The following is a 19359-nucleotide window of genomic DNA, read 5'->3' on the forward strand; positions in this document are numbered from 1 at the left end:
AGTGTTTACAACCTTTTGGTCACAGTGATTAGCAGCCGATGCGGGCTGTCTTCAAGCGTGTTCAACGAAAAATTACGAGTAGAAGTGAAATAACGGGGAATATCCTGCCTTGCCCCCGTATCAATGATGAGGATCGCCAATGCATCGCCCGGACTGAGCGATTCGGCTGCTCGCTTTGCCAGCAGCAGAGCCATCGGGCAACGTTCCTTGGTTAAATCGAGCATTGAAAGATCCCTTTCCTTGTACTGACATCTTGTCTCCATCAGGTTATTGTAAATGACAACGACAAGACAAAAAAGAAACCAGACAAAGGTTTCGTTGTCATACCCCCTTATATGGGCTCCATTCAGGATTGATTTAGCCTCGCAGTATGCGACAGCAAGAAGGCGGTATAATTATTACTATGACTCTATTCGCTAAAGCACCAGCCTATTTTCTTATCGGTGCATTGCTAGGGACCAGCTTGCCCGCGACGGCCAGTGATCCCGCCCAGTTGCCTGAGATAGGTACGGCCGCAGCCTCGACCCTGACCATCGAGAAAGAAATGGAATACGGCGATGCCTACATGCGCATGATCCGCGCCAGTATGCCGGTGATCAGCGACCCTTTACTTTCCGACTATATTCAAGATCTTGGCCATCGCCTCGTTGCCAACGCCAACGGTGTCAAAACCCCTTTTACCTTTTTCATGATCCAAAACCGAGCCTTGAATGCTTTCGCCTTCTTCGGCGGGCATGTTGCCGTGCACTCTGGGCTCTTCCTTTATGCCAAGAGCGAGAGCGAACTGGCCTCGGTGGTCGCGCACGAAATTGCCCACGTTACCCAACGCCACCTAGCTCGGAGCATGGAAGACCAAGCCCGCAAATCACCGGCTACGATGGCTGCTCTTATCGGCTCGCTGATGCTGGCCATTGCCTCGCCGGAAGCAGGGATGGCGGCAATCCATGCCACCACCGCAGCCTCGGCCCAGGGACAGATCAACTATACCCGCAGCAATGAAAAAGAAGCCGACCGGATCGGTATTGCGACCTTGGCCAAGTCCGGCTTCGATGTTCAGGCTATGCCGCGATTCTTCGGCCGCTTGGCCGACGAGTACCGCTATGCCAGCACACCGCCACCGATGCTGCTGACCCACCCATTGCCTGAATCCCGGATTGCCGACAGCCGCAGCCGCGCTAACCAATACCCAAAGACCAACGTCGGTTACTCAGAGCGCTACCATCTCGCCCGCTCGCGGATCATTGCCCGGTTTGCCGGACTAGACAGCGATGCCGCGCTGAATTGGTTCGATCGCCAGCTCAAACGCGCGACCCCGCAGACCCGAGATGCGCTCAACTACGGCAAGGCCATCGTCTACATTGACAGCGGCAAGTACCAGCAAGCTCAGGCGTTATTGTCCCCATTGCTGGCCAAGGAGCCCAACAACCGTTTCTATATCGATACGGCCACGGATCTCGATCTCTACCAAAAACAGTATGGCAGGGCGATAAAGCGGCTGGAGAATGCCCTCAAGTCCGCGCCAAGCAACAATGTCCTGCGGCTCAACCTGGCCCATGCCATGCAGGAGGCAGGGAAGTATAGCCAAAGCATCCCAATCCTGACTCGGTACACCCATGACAACCCCGATGATCCCAATGGTTGGCACATGCTGGCACAAGGTCAGGCTGCCGTTGGTCGACGGGATGCAGAACTGGCAGCAAGGGCGGAATTGTTCGCTCTTAACGGGGCCTGGCCCAAGGCTATCCAGAACTACATTCAGGCCAGCCAGCTGGTCGAAATCAATTCATTGGACCAAGCTCGTTACGATGCTCGAATCGACCAGTTAAGGCTCGATCAGCAGCGGGCAGCCAGCCTGCAACGCTAACCTTTTCGCTCGTCCTGCCAATGCAGGACGGGCAAACGCGATCCCTGCCATTGCGTTGCGTCCACCATCGTATACAATAGTGCAACATACTAAAAACAAACTGCTTTGTTACCTCCCTGCCATTAGCAATGGCAAGAGCCGACAACGCCGAGGAAGATAACCACCATGTCAGTCACTATTTACCACAATCCTCGCTGCTCCAAGAGCCGCGAAACCCTCGCTCTGTTGGAAGAACGCGGGATCTCCCCAACAATCGTCAAGTATTTGGAAGACACGCCATCGGCAGAGCAACTCAAGACCCTACTGAGCCAGCTGGGTTACGGCAGTGCCCGTGAGATGATGCGAACCAAAGAAGATACCTATAAAGAGCTCGCCCTTGGCGATGCATCAGTGTCTGAGCAACAGCTGATCGAGGCGATGGCAGCCAACCCCAAGCTGATCGAGCGCCCGATTGTTGTCAACGGCAACAAGGCCGCAATGGGCCGTCCGCCAGAGCAAGTGCTGGATATCCTTTAATATGGCCTCCCTGCTGGTCCTCTACTACAGCCGCCACGGCAATACACGCCAACTTGCCCGGCATATCGCCAGAGGGATCGAGCAAGTCGACGGCTGTGAAGCGATCTTACGAACTGTCGCAGAGATCGGTGATGACAGACAAGCGCCTCACGGCGATCCTGTTGTGACACGCAACGATCTCGACCAATGTATCGGTCTGGCCATGGGCAGCCCGGTAAGGTTTGGCAACATGGCTGCGCCGCTCAAGCAGTTTTGGGACTCCACCAGCCCAGAATGGCTTAGCGGAGCACTCATCGGCAAGCCGGCTTGCGTCTTCACCTCGTCATCGTCGTTGCATGGCGGGCAGGAGACGACCCTCCAATCGATGATGCTGCCATTGCTTCACCACGGAATGCTGATTGTCGGCATCCCCTATTCAGAGCCGGCACTGCACACCACCCAGAGCGGAGGCACGCCCTATGGCCCCTCCCACCTCAGTGGCGGTGAATTCCGCCAGCTCAGCAGTGAAGAAGCACAACTGGCCCAAGCCTGCGGAAAGCGACTGGCTATCACGGCACTCAAACTACGCTGAATTACAGCCCGTTATGTCACCATGCGGGCTTTATACGTTTGCAAGGATGTGAACTATGACTCCCCCCCACCTCCGCACCCGTTTCGTTCTCATTGCAGCCCAAGCCGCCTATTTCTGCCTTGCTGGCTGGGTCGTACTATGGCAATCATGGCTTTCCCCCCACCCGCATCTCAATGCGCAGATCATGGCGGGTATCTGGGTACTTCCGCTGCTTTTGCCATTGCGCGGGATCATTGCAGGCAAACCCTATACCTTTGCCTGGGCCAACTTCATTCTGATGTTCTATTTTCTTCATGCTTTAACCCTACTATGGGTCGATGAGGGCGAAAGGTGGCTGGCTGGGGTTGAATTGTGCCTCGTGAGTACCGCCTTCGTCGGCAATGCCCTGTATGCCAGACTGCGCGGCCGCGAGTTGGGCTCTCGCCTCAAACGCCTATCACAGGTAGAAAAAGAAGAAAACGAGCGCTATAGAGGTTAATCGCCGGATGCTGATACAAAAAAAACGGTGGCCTCAGCCACCGTCTTCTTTTTGTTACCTTGCTATACCCATCACGGTTAGTACGCGACCGGAAACAGCACCGGAAAATGATCCGCTATTGACTACGATTGGGATTAGATAGCCACTGTCGCCGCCGCGGGTACATGCCATTCAAACTGCATCACCTGCTTGGCTGGCTTAACTGCTGCTGGCGCAACCTGCTGCGGAGCCGCTGATTCATCTGAACTCGAATCAACCGGCGCACTCAACTGAGATGGCTGGATCATGCCACCTTCTACCACGCTATCCGTATCCATGCGCTCTTGTTCATCCAACGGCGCCGTAACTGCCGACAAACGGCTATCTTGGCTCAACTCACGCTGGAAAACATCCTCGGTACTAAGCAGCTGAACCGAAAACTCAACCTGCTCACCTTGAATACGGTAGGCATTCACCGCCGCAACAGAGCTCAAATGAGTGATCATCCGCTCCAAGGTAAAAAAGTCTTCTGCCGAATGGATATTGCCAACCACCACCGAAAGCTGATCATTGGTATCGCCGCCCAGAGGAATGGCATAACGGGCACCAAGCTGATCGGCGATCTGATCTGTCATCTGCTGGATCGCACCGGCCGCCGTGCCGGACAAACGTCCTTCAACCGGAGCTGACTGAGCAGAGTCCATTTGATCGGCAGGCTCAGTAAATAACTGCCAGCTTAAATCATATTGATCCTGTCCCTGCTGGCGAGCTCTGACAATCAATACCGCCCCCGGCTGATAGCGTAAACTTGCCTTCGCAACTGGCTGAACAAAACCACCCCAAAGATCAGGGATACTTATTGCTGTCACATCCTCGAAATCACCGATTGGCATCATAACCGGCAAACCACGGCGGTCGGCATTATCTTCAAGCTGTACCAGCAATGGGTTATCTGATTGATCCCAGATGATATCGCGACTGCGGTTTTGTTCTTGTACCAGCCAAACCAGAATACTCGGGCGTTGCGCGTTCCAGTAGCTCGCCTTAGCTTGGCTGAGCAAACTACGAATACGTGCAGGTTCAAACGCCAATTCCAATGTTTGCTGGCCATTAAGCCTGCCGTAGCCCATCTGGCTGACATACTGGTTACTGCTGCCAAGTGCTTTGCGGATAACTTCATTACCCACAACCGAGCTTTGGCCCGATACTTTTACCAATACCTGCTCAAGGGCCTGTTGACGGGCAGCCTGTTCAGATTGGCGGTCGGTATCCGGCAGGACTACCTGAGCCTGATACAGGTTGGTCACGGTTGCTGCTTTCAAAGGAAGCGCCAACAGTGCCATTAGGAGTAAACTCACACGCAGCATAAAACACTCATTATTACTGAAGTTAGGGGCTGATCATAAATTGAACCTATCTGGCTCGGCAACTGATCATGTCAAAAATACAGTACCTTTTTGAACAGAAATAAAGCAACTTTTTGTTACTTCCATCAATAAGTATCTGCTCTAAATAACAATCTTTCGTCAACGGATTGTAATTTTTCTATTGTACCTGTTAGCCATCTGCGACTATTAATTTTTTTCATATTAAGCACTGGGTAAACGTTTGCGTCTGTGCTAGCATTGCCCGATTTTATTTTTAGCTCGGTGGATATCACAATGATGCAGATTTTACAGGGTGCCCAAATGCTCTTCGTTGCGTTTGGTGCATTGGTTCTGGTCCCGCTCCTGACCGGCCTTGACCCCAACGTTGCCCTCTTCGGTGCTGGTTTCGGTACCCTCCTCTTCCAAGTTATCACCAAACGCTCCGTCCCCATTTTCCTTGCCTCCTCTTTTGCGTTTATTGCTCCTATCATGTTCGGAATCCAAACTTGGGGAATTGCTGCGACCATGGGCGGCCTGATGATGGCCGGTGTGGTGTATATCTGTATGGGGGCACTGATCAAAGTGCGAGGCGTAGGCATCATCCACAAGCTGTTGCCTCCTGTCGTTGTCGGCCCTGTTATTATGGTGATCGGCCTTGGCCTGGCACCTTCGGCTGTCAATATGGCACTGGGCAAGAGCGGTGATGGCGCTATCCAACTGGTCGACGGCAGCGCTGCATTATGGATTTCATCAATCTCACTGCTTGTCACCATTGCCTTCAGTGTGTTCGCCAAAGGCTTTTTCAAACTGGTGCCGATCATGGCGGGCATTGTCGCTGGCTACACGATGAGCTTGGCATTTGGTGTGGTTGACTTTACGCCGGTCGCGCAGGCTGCTTGGCTTGCCATGCCGAACTTCACCTTCCCCGAATTCAACATCAACGCCATCTTGTTTATGATTCCGGTTGCCATTGCCCCTGCCGTCGAGCATGTGGGCGATATGCTCGCTATCTCAAACGTCACCGGCAAGGACTACCTCAAGAAGCCGGGCCTGCACCGCACCATGGCTGGCGACGGTGTCGCGACCATTGCCGCCTCTATGTTCGGCGCTCCGCCTAACACCACTTATTCGGAAGTTACCGGGGCAGTCATGCTCACCAAGGCTTTTAACCCCGTCATCATGACTTGGGCTGCAGTCACCGCACTGGTTCTTGCCTTTGTCGGTAAACTCGGCGCAATGCTCCAGACCATACCGGTTCCGGTAATGGGCGGCATCATGATCTTATTGTTCGGCTCAATTGCCACCGTTGGCCTCAATACCCTGATTAAAAACCAAGTCGACCTCCACAAATCACGAAACTTAGTCATTGTTGCTGTCACTCTAGTATTCGGGATCGGTGGTATGGCCTTCGGTATCGGTGAATTCAGCCTGCAAGGGATCAGCCTGTGCGGTATCGTAGCAATTATCCTCAACCTGATCCTGCCTGATGATCTCGGTGAAAACCACGTCGTGGACAATGCGCAAATCGAAGCAGACGGCAAGTAACCGCTTGCTAAACCAATAAAAACCAACCGGGGCGCCAATGCGCCCCGTTTTTATACCTAACCGATAACACAAGCCAAGCATTGATAACAGACAAAAAAAAGCCGGGCATCTGCCCGGCTCTTGTCAGCGGTTCGGTGTTACTTGGTACCGAAAATTTTGTCGCCCGCATCACCTAGACCAGGAACAATGTAGCCCTTGTCATTTAGCTTCTCGTCGATAGCTGCGGTGTATAGCTCAACATCTGGGTGAGCTTTTTCAAGCGCTTCGATACCCTCAGGCGCAGCAACCAGTACCAATACCTTAAACTGGGTACAACCGTGTTCCTTCAGCAGATCCAATGTTGCGATCATAGAACCGCCAGTCGCCAGCATAGGGTCAACCACCAATGCGATACGCTCATCGATATTCGATGCCAGCTTGTTGAAATAAGGGACCGGCTCCAGTGTTTCTTCATCACGGTAGATACCAACAACACTGATACGTGCGCTTGGCATGTGCTCTAGCACGCCATCCATCATGCCAAGACCGGCACGCAGAATTGGCACTACAGTTACTTTTTTACCTTTGATCTGATCAATTTCGACTTGACCATTCCAACCTTCGATAGTAACCTTTTCCGTTTCGAAGTCTGAAGTCGCTTCATACGTCAGCAAGCTACCAACTTCCGTTGCCAACTCACGGAAACGCTTAGTGCTGATGTCACCTTCGCGCATAAGACCAATCTTATGTTTTACCAGTGGGTGTTTAACCTCAACGACTTTCATCTCTGACTCCTAAGCAAACGAATTTTCAAAAAATCACATTATTATACACTAGACTATCGTGCTACCGATAGGGGTGTTCGTTTCGTTTGCTCAGGAAACAGCCAGTGACATTTATTGACGCAAACGTTTTCCTTTCCGCTCTGACTGCTGTTATCATACCCCCGCTTTTTTACTTTAATACGTTGAGGGATCTCCTGTGAGCGGCAATAACTCTTCTCTTAGTTACAAAGATGCTGGTGTTGATATCGATGCAGGCAACGCATTGGTTGACCGTATTAAAGGGGTGGTAAAACGCACCCATCGTCCGGAAGTGATGGGCAATATTGGTGGTTTTGGCGCCCTTTGTGCCCTGCCAACCAAATACAAAGAGCCGGTACTGGTATCGGGTACCGATGGTGTAGGGACGAAACTTCGCTTGGCAATGGATCTGAACAAGCACGATACTATCGGCATCGATCTGGTTGCCATGTGTGTCAACGATCTTATCGTACAAGGTGCAGAGCCCCTTTTCTTCCTTGACTACTATGCAACCGGCAAGTTGGACGTAGATACAGCAGCAGCAGTGGTAACTGGCATTGGCGAAGGCTGCCTACAGTCAGGCTGTGCCCTGATTGGCGGCGAAACGGCAGAAATGCCAGGCATGTACCACGGCGAGGATTATGATGTTGCCGGTTTTTGTGTTGGCGTCGTAGAAAAAGCCGACATCATTGATGGCAGCAAGGTCAAAGCCGGTGATGCTTTGATTGCTGTTGCGTCCAGCGGCCCACACTCTAATGGCTTCTCGCTGATCCGCAAAATCATCGAGGTATCCCAAGCCGATCTCAACCAAGAGCTGGAAGGCAAAACATTGGCCGACCATTTGCTTGAGCCAACTAAAATTTACGTGCAGTCCACATTGAAGATGATGGAAAGCTGCGACGTCCATGCTATCTCCCATATTACTGGCGGCGGCTTCTGGGAAAATATCCCCCGAGTGTTGCCTGATGGCACCAAGGCTGTTATCGACGGCACCAGCTGGCAATGGCCGGCAGTGTTCAATTGGCTCCAGCAAGCCGGCAATGTTAATACTTACGAAATGTACCGTACCTTCAACTGCGGTGTGGGTCTGGTGATTGCCCTACCCGCTGAACAGGCCGAGCAGGCAATTGCCATTCTGAACGCCGAAGGTGAGAAAGCATGGCTACTCGGTAAGATAGCGGCTGCAGATAAGGGCGAAGAGCAAGTGGAGATATGCTAGGGCATGAAGAGAATTGTCGTCCTACTCTCCGGTAACGGCTCCAACCTTCAAGCTATGATTGATGCCTGCGAGTCAGGCATCATCAACAACGCCGGTGTCGTTGCCGTTCTGTCAAACAAAGCCGATGCCTATGGCCTTGAGCGGGCACGCCTTGCCGGAATCGATGCTCTGCACCTGTCTGCCGAGCACTACCCAGACCGGGACGCATTCGATCAGGCTATGGCTGAGCAAATTGACCGCTACCAACCGGACTTGGTTGTACTTGCCGGATTTATGCGGATCTTAAGCGCAGAGTTTGTCCGCCACTACCAGGGGAGGATGATCAATGTCCATCCGTCATTGCTCCCCAAATACCCGGGGCTCAATACCCACCAGCGGGCCATCGATGCCGGTGATAACGAGCATGGCACCAGCGTCCACTTCGTCACCGAAGAGCTTGACGGCGGGCCGGTTATCCTTCAGGCCAAAGTGCCGATTTTTAGTGATGACAGCGCCGATGACGTTAAGGATCGGGTGCAGCAGCAGGAACATAGGATTTACCCGCTTGTCGCTAACTGGTGCCTGTCCCAGCGGGTAGTCATGGAGGGAAACCGAGCCCGTCTCGACGGTAACGACCTGCCTTCTGGTGGCTATGCATCCGATGATGAATCCTAGCACCTCCCTGCGCCAAGCCGTTCGACAACACATATAAAAAAACGCGACCTCTCGGTCGCGTTTTTATTTTATGAGATATTCTGAGTGCCTAGGTACCGTATCATTTGCCAAACTGGCGCTTAACCTTTACGGCTATATGCCAGCTCACCAAGATGAAACACGCTAAATTCGCCCGGCAGCATTTTATGCCAGCATTCATCATTGGTCAGAGGCTGGGTCGCCACTACCGTCACAACATCATTCGGTGTTGTCTCCTGCTGGAAATCGATAGTCACGTCCTCATCGATCAACGACGCTTTTCCGAACGGTGCCCGACGAGTGATCCAGTGCAAGTTGTTCGTACAGTAGGTAAGTACATACTCACCGTTACTCAACAACATATTGTAGACACCAAGCGAACGCAGGGTATCGCAACATTTTGCTACCCAGTCAAAAACCATGTCGAGCTCTTCTGGTGGCTCTGGAAACCTGCCCTCAACCTGATTCAGCAACCAACAAAAAGCCAATTCACTGTCGGTGTCCCCGACCGGTTTAAACCGTCCGGTTTCAAGGCTTTCATAACCGGTTAACTGACCGTTGTGGGCAAACGTCCAATACTGCCCCCATAACTCCCGAGTGAATGGATGGGTATTTTCCAAACTCACCCCGCCACGGTTGGCCTGCCGAATATGGCTGACCACCGCACGGCTTTTTATCGGGTACTCCTGCACAAGCTCAGCAATCCTCGACTGGCTGCTAGGGTTGGGATCTTTAAAGGTACGAAAACCCTTGCCCTCATAGAAGGTGATCCCCCAACCATCACGGTGTGGCCCAGTATTGCCGCCCCGCTGCATCAAGCCGGTAAAGCTGAAACAAATGTCCGTCGGCACATTGGCACTCATGCCCAATAATTCACACATAGTCCTTTATGCCCTATCTACTTGCAGTATGTTAGCGGTTACTCCGCCATTTCCTTTTCTACCAGCATAATCAAAATATGAATAATTTTGATATGAATTTCCTGGATACGATCAGCGTAGCCAAAATGCGGTACACGGATTTCGACATCGGCCAGTCCAGCCATCTTGCCGCCATCCTTGCCCGTCAACGCAATCACCTTCATGCCTTTGGCCTTGGCTGCATCGATCGCTTTGATGATATTGCCGGAGTTGCCAGAGGTCGACAGGCCAAACAGCACATCGCCCTTTGCGCCTACAGCTTCAAGGTAGCGCGAAAAAACATATTCGTAGCCAAAGTCGTTGCTCACGCAAGACAGGTGGCTAGGATCTGAAATCGCAATACCAGGATAACCAGGACGGTTCTCACGGTAGCGGCCAGTTAGCTCTTCGGCAAAATGCATCGCATCACAGTGCGAGCCGCCATTACCGCAAGAAAGGACTTTGCCACCCTGCTTGAAAGACTCGGCCAGCAGCTTGGCTGCTGCTTCGATGTCCGCCATATTCTTGTCATCGCTCAAAAAGCGGTTAAGTACGTCAGCAGCTTCTGTCAGCTCTGCACGGATAATATCTTGGTACATAGGCTCTACTCAGGTTACGTAATTTATTGTTGTGCGGGAAAGTATGCTTTCCCGCTATTCATTACCTAGCTAGCAGTGTACATAGAAACCGTTAAAGGTGTCGACTCCTGAGACTGGACATTGTGACCCTTTGATGCCAAATGCTCACGTAATGACTCACCAGAAGGATAAACCTCAAGGTTTTCCAGTGCCAGCACCCCAGCAGAAGCCAGCTTCTTCTCGATATGCGGCCCTACGCCGATCAGGCAAACCGGGTAGTCACGAACGCGATCGAGGGCATTTTCAAGGGCATGGATCGCGGTAATGTCTACGGTGGTGACATCAGAGAAATCCAATACCACAGCACGAGTCTGTGGCGCGACACAATCAATCACTGACAACGCCTTCTCGCTAGCCGCAAAGAACAATGGGCCATTGATATCGTAAACCACAACATCGTCACCAAAATTCTGGTGAGGGTGAGTACCCGATACCTTGCTGACCGTTGTTAGCGAAGCAATACGCTGAATAAACAACAGACCAGCCAATAGCAAGCCAACCACAACCGCTACGACCATGTCGAACACCACGGTCAAAGTGAAACATGTCAGCAATACCGCCACATCTCGGCGCGGCGCAACTTTCAGCGTATGAACAAAGTGCGGAGCCTCGGACATATTCCAGGCTACCATAATCAACAGACCAGCCAGTGCACTCATTGGAACATAAGACAGCATAGGAGCAAGAGCAATCATGGCCGCCAATACAAACAAGGCATGAACAATAGCAGACACCGGTGAGAATGCCCCTGCTCGGATATTGGTTGCGGTACGTGCAATCGCAGCCGTTGCCGGGATACCACCGAAAAACGGTACCACGATATTGGCAATACCCTGACCAACCAACTCGCCGTTAGGGTTGTGCTTGGTCCCCGTCATGCCATCTGCCACTACAGCGCACAGCAAAGACTCAATACAGCCTAGCATCGCAATGGTAAAGGCTGCAGGAAGCAGTTCGATCACCAATGACCAGGTCACCGCACCATCTTGCCACGGCAGGCTGAACTGAGGCAGCACCTGAGGGATACCCTGACCCACCAAATCACCGATTTGGTAATGGAACTTCTCGCCCAGCAAACCAACATGACCCGAGCCAAAATGGTTCAGCACTAGGGCCAGCAGCGTACCGGTAACCAGCGCAACAACGTGAGCCGGTACTTTGGTTTTCAGTTTTGCCCAAAGAATGAAAGCAGCAATAGTCACAACCCCAACAATGGTATCGGACAAATTGATGCTAGGCATCGCCGTGGCATACGCGACGACTTTCTCCGGAAAATGGATTGGGTTGGTTGCCACGGTCAGGCCGAGTAGATCCTTGAGCTGCAGGAACGCAATGGTCAGGCCGATACCGGCAGTAAAACCCGTTGTAACAGGATAAGGTACGTATGCCACCAGCTGGCCTAGACGTAAAATACCCATCAACAACAAGATAACACCAGACATCATCGTCGCTAGCATCAAGCCAGTCAGACCATATTGCTGGGTAATAGGCAGCAGGATAACGACGAAGGCCGCAGTCGGCCCGGTAATATTAAAACGAGAGCCGCCCAGCAAAGCTGCCAGCAAACCTGCAACGATCACGGTATATAGGCCGTGCTGCGGAGGAACGCCAACTGCAATGGCAAGCGCCATACCCAGCGGAATGGCAACGACCCCTACGGTAATACCCGCAACAAGATCAGAACGTAAGCGTGACAAAGAAAAACCTTCTTGCCACGCCTGTTTCAAAGCATGAAATATCAACACGGCTCGCCCCTTGCAGACCAAACGGAAACGCAAAAAACCAAACGTCTGTTGGTCTGGATAAAGAATGAAGTAAAGTTTGTTTGAAGCTGTCGACCCGAGAAGGGATCCGGCGGGCATGCGTCAGTCGGAATTCGGGAAAGGCAACGTAGTCACTGGCGCGTCGCGCTGCCAGTTAAAGTCCATTTCCGGCCCATTGCTCTCTGACTTCGCTGTCAGAAGGGTGATTAGCAAATGGACAACACCGACATATGGTAATTACATGAGAATTTTTCGCAAGTCGTTTTTCCGATCTCGCTGATCTTGATCAAAGCCCTTATTTACCAGAAGTGACAAGACATCTTTACGTAACCCCCGCCTTGCAGCAAGGAAAAAGATTTTACATTCCCTTAAAGAACGCATTACACTTATCACAAGTGGTAAGACCTCTTACCTTGCATAAAATGTACCCAAATAATAAAAAAATAATGCCCATATAAGGAGATATACCATGGTTACACTTGTGTACCTGTTAGGGCTTGCTGGTCTGATCGGGGGGCTTGCCTACTACAGGGCTAACCTCAAGACCTTTACCCTCGCCATCGCTGCAGCACTATTGCTCGGTACGGTAATCAATACCGCCGGTCAAATTAGCTGGTTGCTGTTCGCACTCATCGCACTGCCACTCAATATTCCATCCCTACGCCAAAAACTATTCAGCCGCCCTGCCCTCAAGGCTTTCAAGCAAGTTATGCCAGAAATGTCTCGAACTGAAAAAGAAGCCATTGATGCCGGTACGGTTTGGTGGGAAGCGGATTTATTCAAAGGAGCCCCGGATTGGAACAAGCTCCATGATGTCCCGGCCCCTCGCCTGAGTGCGGAAGAAAAGGCCTTCATCGACGGACCCGTCAACGAAGTATGCAGAATGGTCAATGACTTCGAGGTCACCCATGAACTCGCCGACCTCCCCCCTGATGTTTGGCAGTACCTCAAAGACAACAAGTTCTTTGCCATGATCATCAAGAAGGAATACGGCGGGTTAGAGTTTTCAGCCTACGCCCAATCTCTAGTACTGCAGAAACTCACCGGGATCTCCGGCGTCCTGTCATCGACCGTTGGTGTCCCTAACTCCTTGGGGCCGGGTGAACTCCTCCAGCACTATGGTACCAAGGAACAAAAAGACCATTACCTGCCGCGGCTTGCCGAAGGCAAGGAGATCCCTTGTTTTGCCCTGACCAGCCCAGAAGCGGGATCTGATGCCGGATCAATCCCAGATTTCGGGATCGTAAAAACCGGGCAATGGCAAGGGAAAGAGGTTCTGGGGATGGAGCTGACCTGGAACAAGCGTTACATCACCCTCGCACCGGTCGCCACCGTGTTAGGTCTCGCCTTCAAGCTTTATGATCCTGAGCATCTGCTGGGCAATGAAGAAGATCTCGGGATCACCTGCGCCCTGATCCCAACGGATCTCGACGGCGTCAAAATCGGCCGACGCCATTTCCCTCTCAACCTGCCCTTCCAAAACGGACCAACCCAGGGCGACAAGGTCTTTGTGCCCATTGACTTCATTATCGGCGGTCAGGACATGGCCGGGCAAGGCTGGCGCATGTTGGTCGAATGCCTGTCTGTTGGTCGTGGCATCACTTTACCTTCAAACTCAACAGGTGGCTTGAAGACCGCGGCTCTGGCAACCGGTGCCTATGCTCGCATCCGCCGTCAGTTCAAACTGCCGATAGGCAAAATGGAAGGGATCGAAGAGCCGCTGGCCCGCATTGGTGGCAATGCCTATGTGATGGATGCAGCCAGCACCCTGACTGTTGCAGGGATTGATCTTGGCGAAAAACCCTCGGTGATTTCCGCTATCGTCAAATACCATTGTACCCACCGTGGCCAGCGCAGTGTTATCGATGCGATGGATATCGTTGGCGGCAAGGGTATCTGCATGGGGCCGAGCAACTTCCTTGCCCGCAGCTACCAAGGCGCACCGATTGCAGTCACCGTTGAAGGGGCTAATATTCTTACCCGCTCGATGATTATCTTCGGTCAAGGCGCAATCCGCTGTCACCCGTATGTACTGGATGAAATGAACGCCGCGTACCATGACGATGCCGACAAGGCACTGGCGGAGTTCGACAACGCCGTGTTTGGCCATATCGGATTTGTATTTAGCAATATGGTGCGGTCGTTCTGGTTCGGCCTGACTGACGGTCGCGGTTCGAGCTCACCGAGCAAAAATGCCACGCGCCGCTACTATCAGCAACTCAACCGCTACAGTGCCAACCTCGCTCTGCTAGCCGATATCTCGATGGCCGTTCTCGGTGGTTCGCTCAAACGAAAAGAACGCCTATCAGCCCGACTAGGGGATGTGCTGAGCCAGCTCTATCTGGCCTCCGCGACCCTCAAGCGCTACAACGACGAAGGCTGCAAGCAAGAAGATCTGCCGCTGGTACACTGGGGATTGCAAGACGCCCTCTACCAAACTGAAGAGGCGCTGGACAACTTCCTTCGCAACTTCCCGAATCGCCCTGTCGCCGCCTTGCTACGTGTTATGGTCTTCCCGTTAGGGCTTGGCCGCAGTCGTCCTTCGGACAAGCTGGACCACCAGATTGCCAGGATCCTGCAAACACCAAGCGAGACTCGCTCTCGAATTGGCCGCAACCAATTCCTCGAGGCATCACCCCACTACCCGGCAGGCCATCTGGAGGAAACCCTCAAGGATATCCTCGCCGCAGAGCCGCTCTACGACCGAGTTTGCCAAGCTGTCGGTAAGAAGCTCCCGTTCATGCAGCTAGATAAAGTCGCGGAGATCGGACTTGAACTTAAGGTGATTAACCCTGATGAAGCCGAGCTGTTGCGCCGTGCTGAGACAGGCCGACTTCAGGTCATCAATGTCGATGATTTTGAATCGGATGCACTGGCAGCCAAGCCCTATCAATCATCAACCAAGAATATTGCGGCATAACTCACTTGCCACAATCCCGTAAGAAAAAGGGGGGGAAGCAATGCTTCCCCCCCCCCTTTTTTTCAACTCATCATCTAGTCCTTGACACCCGCGATATCCAGTCCCCCGGCTTCTTCGAGAAGCCGTTTTACTTTTCGCTTCCGCCAAAATATAAAACCGGCAATACCCAATATGATCACCAGCACATTGGTCATGATAATGATCTTAGTGGCAGTGTCTCGAGCTTCTTCCCGCTCAGCGGTAATACGCGCAATCTCTTTGTTACGCTTCTTAACCTGTTGCTGAGCTCGGTATTTCGCCAAATCACTATCAAGTTCCAAATCCGCCATTACGGCAAAATGGCTCTCTGGCAACCTAAAGACCAATTCGCGATTATCATAACTGTCCGTCGCATAGAGCCAGCCGGACCACGAATAACTCCCAGGCTTCTGACCATTGGGCAGCAACACCTTCAAGGATTCTTCATCGCCGATCGCCACCTCTTGGCAGATAGTGGTATCGTCATCGAAGCTTTTCTGCTCGATATGAGCAGCCAGCGAACCGGGTTTAATTGAGCCATCTTCAGTATCAATAATCACCTGATTCATTTCATCTGCCGTCTTACCCTGAATGAATATCGCCGTCAGTGGCGGCGGGTATATCAAGACGGTTTGCTCGACGGCACGCTCGAAAATCGCATTGCCGGAATTGATCACAACCTGGTATTTACCCGGTTGCAAATCAACAGCCAATTCAACGGTAAATGTACCATCCCCTGGACGCTCGTCGAAGCCCGTACCGTCATCGGCAAACTCCCCCATGACTATCGGCTTGGGCAGAGCCTCGCTAGATACACCGTCAGCCAGTTCCACGTATTCGTAAAACTCTACAGATAGCTTCATCTTGTCAAGAAAGTCTCTATCTGTCAGTGGCTTACCGTTTTGGGTCAAACGGGCTGAAAATTTCAACGTTTCAGATTGATACAGGCGAGCCGGCAACCTATCGACCGTCAGTTTGAGGTTAGATAATATTTTGACTTCATTATACGGAGACACCTTGCCTACGGCCTGCCAAGGTCCCGGCATCGGGTGGTCTATCGAAATAATATCCATATCTGGCGATTGGTACCACGCCACACTGTCTGGATGACGCCAGTAATAATATTTATGGCCATCTGGGCGCACCAACACCACGGGCTGGCTATTATTCTCCCGCTTAATCACAAACGAGACCTGTTCCACTGTATCATCGACACGGAAACGATTATCCAGCCATGTCATCTCGCTTTTTTCCGTTGCCCACGATAGGACAGGCACCAATAATAAGAGCCAACAAAACCGCTTCATCTTACCCCTACAGACGCCACATCACGTCATTTTTAATCAAATCCAACCGCGCCTCATGCGCTGTCAATTCATCGGCCGTTGCCTTGATAACCTTTAGCGCTTTTCGGCCACTGACCAAGCGGCGAATTTCATTTTCAGCTCCTGCATCACTGCTTTGATTTCCCGAACTCAGCGCCAACGATGTCTGGCCACCTGTCATCATTAGATAGACATCGGCCAATATCTCGGCATCGAGCAAGGCTCCGTGGAGGGTTCGGTGGGAGTTATCAATCCCGTAACGGCCACAAAGCACATCAAGGTTATTCCGCTTGCCCGGGAACAGGCGTTTGGCCATGTCCAGGGTATCGGTTATTTTGCAAAAATCGGCAGTTTTGCCTATCGATGGATCAAGCTTAGAAAACTCGTAATCCATGAAGCCGATATCGAAGGGCGCGTTATGAGCGACCAGCTCGGCACCGCGAATGAAATCCATGAACTCTTGATGGATATCACGGTAGGTCGGCTTATCTTCAAGAAATTCGTCGGTAATACCGTGGACCGCGATCGCCTCGGCATCAATATCCCGGTCCGGCCTGATATAGACATGAAACGTATTGCCAGTGAGTTTGCGGTTGATGATTTCAACTGCGCCGATCTCGACGATTCTGTGTCCCTCATAGTGAGGGCCGGTCATATTCATACCGGTTGTTTCCGTATCGAAAACGATTATGCGTTCATTAGTGGCGTTCATAGTAATGATTGTGTCAGACTTACATTTTTAACTTAGACGAATACTACCAAATATGACCAAGCAGGTAGAAATTTTCACCGACGGTTCTTGCCTCGGCAATCCCGGTCCCGGCGGCTATGGTGCTGTGCTGCGCTACAAGCAGCATGAAAAAGAGCTGAGCGAAGGCTTTTACATGACCACCAACAACCGCATGGAGCTGCTAGCTGCCATTGAAGGCCTTTCCAGCCTCAAACAGCCATGCCACGTTGACCTAACTACCGATAGCCAATATGTCCGCCAAGGGATCACACAATGGATCCATAACTGGAAAAAACGTGGCTGGAAGACCGCCGACAAGAAACCGGTAAAAAATGCCGATCTCTGGAAGCGATTAGATACAGAGGCCCAACGCCACCAAATTACCTGGCATTGGGTAAAGGGACATGCTGGCCACCCAGAAAATGAGCGATGCGATGTACTGGCTCGCACTGCTGCGGAAGCTCCCACCCAGCCAGATAATGGCTATGACGCTGGCTAATTGAATTTGGCCTCATGAATGTCATCCCGCTGGTGCGGGCTGGCTTTTGTTCGGCAGTTTATCCCAAGCGGCGTCAACTGGCGACGTAACTTCCAGGTCGGTTTCACCGGCTTGAGCGGGAAAGTTCGCTTGCGCGCAACAATCAGATACATGCTACCTATCGACGACAACGTCTCAACCAGCATGCTTTCTGCCCAGGCCGAACAGGCCTGGTGGCGGCTGGCGGGCAGAATAGCAAAATTCTCGTGGTAAACCACTTCATAATTGAGCACGCCTAACCAATCTTTGATCCGCATAGGCATAAACATCCGTCCTTTCCAAGGATAGCGCTTCCGGTTCCAAGGCAATAACCCCCTCAATCCCGTCAAGCTAACCGGATTGGTACCGCTGATCATCATATAGCCATCATCGACAGTAACTCGGTCAACCTCCCTCAGCAAACTATGCGGGTCAGAACAATAATCTAGCTGATGAGCAAGCAAACAAGCATCAAATGACTTTTCGATAAATGGCAATGCAAATGGGTCAGCAATGACATTATGCAGTGGATTGAACTTATCGATGCAAATTTGATGTTGGATGTTACAATGACCACTGGCGAGCTCGCAGCTCAGTCCTCCCAGCTTCAGCATATGATAGCCAAATAACTTAGGCCACCATTCATCAAGCTGGGCTTGGAGTAACTCTGCCGCCCAAGTACCATTGTTCACCTGAGACCACGTCGAAGGCGACTCTATCTGTTCCAATATACGCGCTGGCTTCATACTGATACCAAATTTAATTTATGCTCAATGACTTATCGCCGGAGATACTCTATGCTGACAGTAAAAAGCATACCTGCATTCCATGACAATTACATCTGGCTGATTCACAGTCCAGATAACCATTGCGTCGTGGTCGATCCCGGTGACGCGGCCCCGGTACTCAAAGTGCTGGAAGAAGAACAACTGACTCTGGACGCAATCCTTATTACCCACCATCACCACGACCACGTTGGCGGGATCAGCGAACTAAAACGCTACAGCCCCAATGTACAAGTTGTTGCACCGGCTTCTGAGCCTGTTCCCGGTGTCACTCAGTCAGTTGAAGATGGCGATCAGGTTGAAATTTTCGGCGAGCGTTTCATGGTTCTTGGAGTGCCAGGCCATACGGCAGGCCATGTCGCCTATGTCGGTGACGAGAAACTCTTCTGCGGCGACACGTTATTTTCAGCAGGCTGCGGGCGGCTATTTGAAGGCACCGCTGAGCAAATGTTCCATTCATTGCAAAAGCTGACAGCCCTTCCCGATGAAACCCTAATCTACTGCGCCCATGAATATACCAGCAGCAATCTGGCCTTTGCCCTTGTCGCCGAACAAGACAATCCGCACCTCCAACGCTACCGAGAAGATGTCAGCCGACTACGCGCACAGGGTATAAGCACGATTCCTAGCAATTTGAAACAAGAAAAATTGATCAATCCGTTCCTGCGTTGCGATCAACCTAGCATAAAAAAATCAGTTGCAAATAAAGCGGTTAACGATAGCGATGTAGAAACCTTCGCTGCCCTGCGTCGTTGGAAGGATGAATTTTGA

19 protein-coding genes are annotated in these 19359 nt (G+C 51.8%); 10 read left to right on the forward strand and 9 right to left on the reverse strand.

The features are described 5' to 3' along the window. Positions 1 to 5 precede the first annotated feature (5 nt). Positions 6 to 224 carry a sulfurtransferase TusA family protein gene (locus ACSF8X_RS14520; RefSeq protein WP_500850292.1) on the reverse strand — a complete coding sequence of 73 codons (219 nt, stop codon included), beginning with the start codon at positions 222 to 224 and terminating at the stop codon, positions 6 to 8. 179 nt (positions 225 to 403) lie between these two features. Here ACSF8X_RS14520 and bepA point away from each other — a divergent pair, with 179 nt between their 5' ends. The 4 genes from bepA to ACSF8X_RS14540 all read left to right on the forward strand — a co-directional run bounded on the left by bepA (position 404) and on the right by ACSF8X_RS14540 (position 3429). Further along, positions 404 to 1864, forward strand: a complete 1461-nt coding sequence (gene bepA / locus ACSF8X_RS14525) for a beta-barrel assembly-enhancing protease (RefSeq protein WP_500850293.1) — start codon at positions 404 to 406, stop codon at positions 1862 to 1864. A 165-nt stretch (positions 1865 to 2029) separates the two neighbouring features. After that, entirely contained in the window at positions 2030 to 2380 is a 351-nt protein-coding gene (gene arsC, locus ACSF8X_RS14530; protein WP_500850294.1) for an arsenate reductase (glutaredoxin), read from the forward strand. 1 nt (position 2381) lies between these two features. Further along, positions 2382 to 2951, forward strand: a complete 570-nt coding sequence (gene wrbA, locus ACSF8X_RS14535; protein ID WP_500850295.1) for an NAD(P)H:quinone oxidoreductase — start codon at positions 2382 to 2384, stop codon at positions 2949 to 2951. 55 nt (positions 2952 to 3006) lie between these two features. Beyond that, entirely contained in the window at positions 3007 to 3429 is a 423-nt protein-coding gene (locus ACSF8X_RS14540; protein WP_047878487.1) for a DUF2069 domain-containing protein, read from the forward strand. 134 nt (positions 3430 to 3563) lie between these two features. Here ACSF8X_RS14540 and ACSF8X_RS14545 read toward each other — a convergent pair whose 3' ends face one another. Continuing rightward, positions 3564 to 4775: a DUF2066 domain-containing protein gene (locus ACSF8X_RS14545; RefSeq protein WP_500850296.1), complete on the reverse strand. Its 1212-nt coding sequence runs from the start codon at positions 4773 to 4775 to the stop codon at positions 3564 to 3566. Between the two features lie 294 nt (positions 4776 to 5069). Here ACSF8X_RS14545 and ACSF8X_RS14550 point away from each other — a divergent pair, with 294 nt between their 5' ends. After that, positions 5070 to 6320, forward strand: coding sequence for a uracil-xanthine permease family protein (locus tag ACSF8X_RS14550; protein ID WP_047878485.1), 1251 nt, complete (start codon positions 5070 to 5072; stop codon positions 6318 to 6320). A gap of 137 nt (positions 6321 to 6457) precedes the next feature. On the opposite strand, the gene upp is transcribed toward ACSF8X_RS14550, so the two are convergent. Continuing rightward, positions 6458 to 7084, reverse strand: coding sequence for a uracil phosphoribosyltransferase (upp, locus tag ACSF8X_RS14555; protein WP_047878484.1), 627 nt, complete (start codon positions 7082 to 7084; stop codon positions 6458 to 6460). A gap of 196 nt (positions 7085 to 7280) precedes the next feature. Between upp and purM the strand changes: the two genes are divergently transcribed. Further along, positions 7281 to 8321 (forward strand): phosphoribosylformylglycinamidine cyclo-ligase, encoded by a 1041-nt coding sequence (gene purM, locus ACSF8X_RS14560; RefSeq protein ID WP_500850297.1) that lies wholly within the window; start codon positions 7281 to 7283, stop codon positions 8319 to 8321. Positions 8322 to 8324: 3 nt separating this feature from the next. Next, positions 8325 to 8975, forward strand: coding sequence for a phosphoribosylglycinamide formyltransferase (purN, locus tag ACSF8X_RS14565; RefSeq protein WP_047878482.1), 651 nt, complete (start codon positions 8325 to 8327; stop codon positions 8973 to 8975). Positions 8976 to 9094: 119 nt separating this feature from the next. Here purN and ACSF8X_RS14570 read toward each other — a convergent pair whose 3' ends face one another. The 3 genes from ACSF8X_RS14570 to dauA all read right to left on the reverse strand — a co-directional run bounded on the left by ACSF8X_RS14570 (position 9095) and on the right by dauA (position 12275). Next, the gene (locus ACSF8X_RS14570; RefSeq protein ID WP_500850298.1) at positions 9095 to 9874 is read right to left on the reverse strand and encodes a class II glutamine amidotransferase; all 780 of its coding nucleotides are present in this window, start codon (positions 9872 to 9874) and stop codon (positions 9095 to 9097) included. Positions 9875 to 9912: 38 nt separating this feature from the next. Further along, a complete protein-coding gene (gene lpcA, locus ACSF8X_RS14575) occupies positions 9913 to 10491 on the reverse strand; it encodes a D-sedoheptulose 7-phosphate isomerase (RefSeq protein WP_047878480.1) in 579 nt (192 codons plus the stop codon). A gap of 65 nt (positions 10492 to 10556) precedes the next feature. After that, positions 10557 to 12275: a C4-dicarboxylic acid transporter DauA gene (gene dauA / locus ACSF8X_RS14580; protein ID WP_047878479.1), complete on the reverse strand. Its 1719-nt coding sequence runs from the start codon at positions 12273 to 12275 to the stop codon at positions 10557 to 10559. A gap of 487 nt (positions 12276 to 12762) precedes the next feature. Between dauA and fadE the strand changes: the two genes are divergently transcribed. Then, on the forward strand, positions 12763 to 15213 hold the full coding sequence (gene fadE / locus ACSF8X_RS14585) for an acyl-CoA dehydrogenase FadE (RefSeq protein WP_047878478.1): 2451 nt from the start codon (positions 12763 to 12765) through the stop codon (positions 15211 to 15213). 74 nt (positions 15214 to 15287) lie between these two features. On the opposite strand, the gene ACSF8X_RS14590 is transcribed toward fadE, so the two are convergent. Further along, entirely contained in the window at positions 15288 to 16538 is a 1251-nt protein-coding gene (locus tag ACSF8X_RS14590; RefSeq protein WP_047878477.1) for a TIGR03503 family protein, read from the reverse strand. Positions 16539 to 16545: 7 nt separating this feature from the next. Beyond that, positions 16546 to 17268 (reverse strand): DNA polymerase III subunit epsilon, encoded by a 723-nt coding sequence (gene dnaQ, locus ACSF8X_RS14595; RefSeq protein WP_047878476.1) that lies wholly within the window; start codon positions 17266 to 17268, stop codon positions 16546 to 16548. Positions 17269 to 17320: 52 nt separating this feature from the next. Between dnaQ and rnhA the strand changes: the two genes are divergently transcribed. After that, positions 17321 to 17785, forward strand: coding sequence for a ribonuclease HI (gene rnhA / locus ACSF8X_RS14600; RefSeq protein ID WP_047878475.1), 465 nt, complete (start codon positions 17321 to 17323; stop codon positions 17783 to 17785). Here rnhA and ACSF8X_RS14605 read toward each other — a convergent pair. Then, positions 17782 to 18549 carry a methyltransferase domain-containing protein gene (locus tag ACSF8X_RS14605; protein ID WP_047878474.1) on the reverse strand — a complete coding sequence of 256 codons (768 nt, stop codon included), beginning with the start codon at positions 18547 to 18549 and terminating at the stop codon, positions 17782 to 17784. The genes rnhA and ACSF8X_RS14605 overlap by 4 nt on opposite strands. A gap of 51 nt (positions 18550 to 18600) precedes the next feature. On the opposite strand from ACSF8X_RS14605, the gene gloB reads away from it, so the two are divergent. Further along, positions 18601 to 19359, forward strand: coding sequence for a hydroxyacylglutathione hydrolase (gene gloB, locus ACSF8X_RS14610; RefSeq protein ID WP_047878473.1), 759 nt, complete (start codon positions 18601 to 18603; stop codon positions 19357 to 19359).

The sequence above is a fragment of the Photobacterium panuliri genome (assembly GCF_059920555.1).

Bases quoted from the DNA above. Each gene is read 5' to 3' on its own strand.
- ACSF8X_RS14520 (WP_500850292.1), bottom strand. From the start codon at position 224: ATGCTCGATTTAACCAAGGAACGTTGCCCGATGGCTCTGCTGCTGGCA.
- bepA (WP_500850293.1), top strand. From the start codon at position 404: ATGACTCTATTCGCTAAAGCACCAGCCTATTTTCTTATCGGTGCATTG.
- arsC (WP_500850294.1), top strand. From the start codon at position 2,030: ATGTCAGTCACTATTTACCACAATCCTCGCTGCTCCAAGAGCCGCGAA.
- wrbA (WP_500850295.1), top strand. From the start codon at position 2,382: ATGGCCTCCCTGCTGGTCCTCTACTACAGCCGCCACGGCAATACACGC.
- ACSF8X_RS14540 (WP_047878487.1), top strand. From the start codon at position 3,007: ATGACTCCCCCCCACCTCCGCACCCGTTTCGTTCTCATTGCAGCCCAA.
- ACSF8X_RS14545 (WP_500850296.1), bottom strand. From the start codon at position 4,775: ATGCTGCGTGTGAGTTTACTCCTAATGGCACTGTTGGCGCTTCCTTTG.
- ACSF8X_RS14550 (WP_047878485.1), top strand. From the start codon at position 5,070: ATGATGCAGATTTTACAGGGTGCCCAAATGCTCTTCGTTGCGTTTGGT.
- upp (WP_047878484.1), bottom strand. From the start codon at position 7,084: ATGAAAGTCGTTGAGGTTAAACACCCACTGGTAAAACATAAGATTGGT.
- purN (WP_047878482.1), top strand. From the start codon at position 8,325: ATGAAGAGAATTGTCGTCCTACTCTCCGGTAACGGCTCCAACCTTCAA.
- ACSF8X_RS14570 (WP_500850298.1), bottom strand. From the start codon at position 9,874: ATGTGTGAATTATTGGGCATGAGTGCCAATGTGCCGACGGACATTTGT.
- lpcA (WP_047878480.1), bottom strand. From the start codon at position 10,491: ATGTACCAAGATATTATCCGTGCAGAGCTGACAGAAGCTGCTGACGTA.
- fadE (WP_047878478.1), top strand. From the start codon at position 12,763: ATGGTTACACTTGTGTACCTGTTAGGGCTTGCTGGTCTGATCGGGGGG.
- ACSF8X_RS14590 (WP_047878477.1), bottom strand. From the start codon at position 16,538: ATGAAGCGGTTTTGTTGGCTCTTATTATTGGTGCCTGTCCTATCGTGG.
- dnaQ (WP_047878476.1), bottom strand. From the start codon at position 17,268: ATGAACGCCACTAATGAACGCATAATCGTTTTCGATACGGAAACAACC.
- rnhA (WP_047878475.1), top strand. From the start codon at position 17,321: ATGACCAAGCAGGTAGAAATTTTCACCGACGGTTCTTGCCTCGGCAAT.
- ACSF8X_RS14605 (WP_047878474.1), bottom strand. From the start codon at position 18,549: ATGAAGCCAGCGCGTATATTGGAACAGATAGAGTCGCCTTCGACGTGG.
- gloB (WP_047878473.1), top strand. From the start codon at position 18,601: ATGCTGACAGTAAAAAGCATACCTGCATTCCATGACAATTACATCTGG.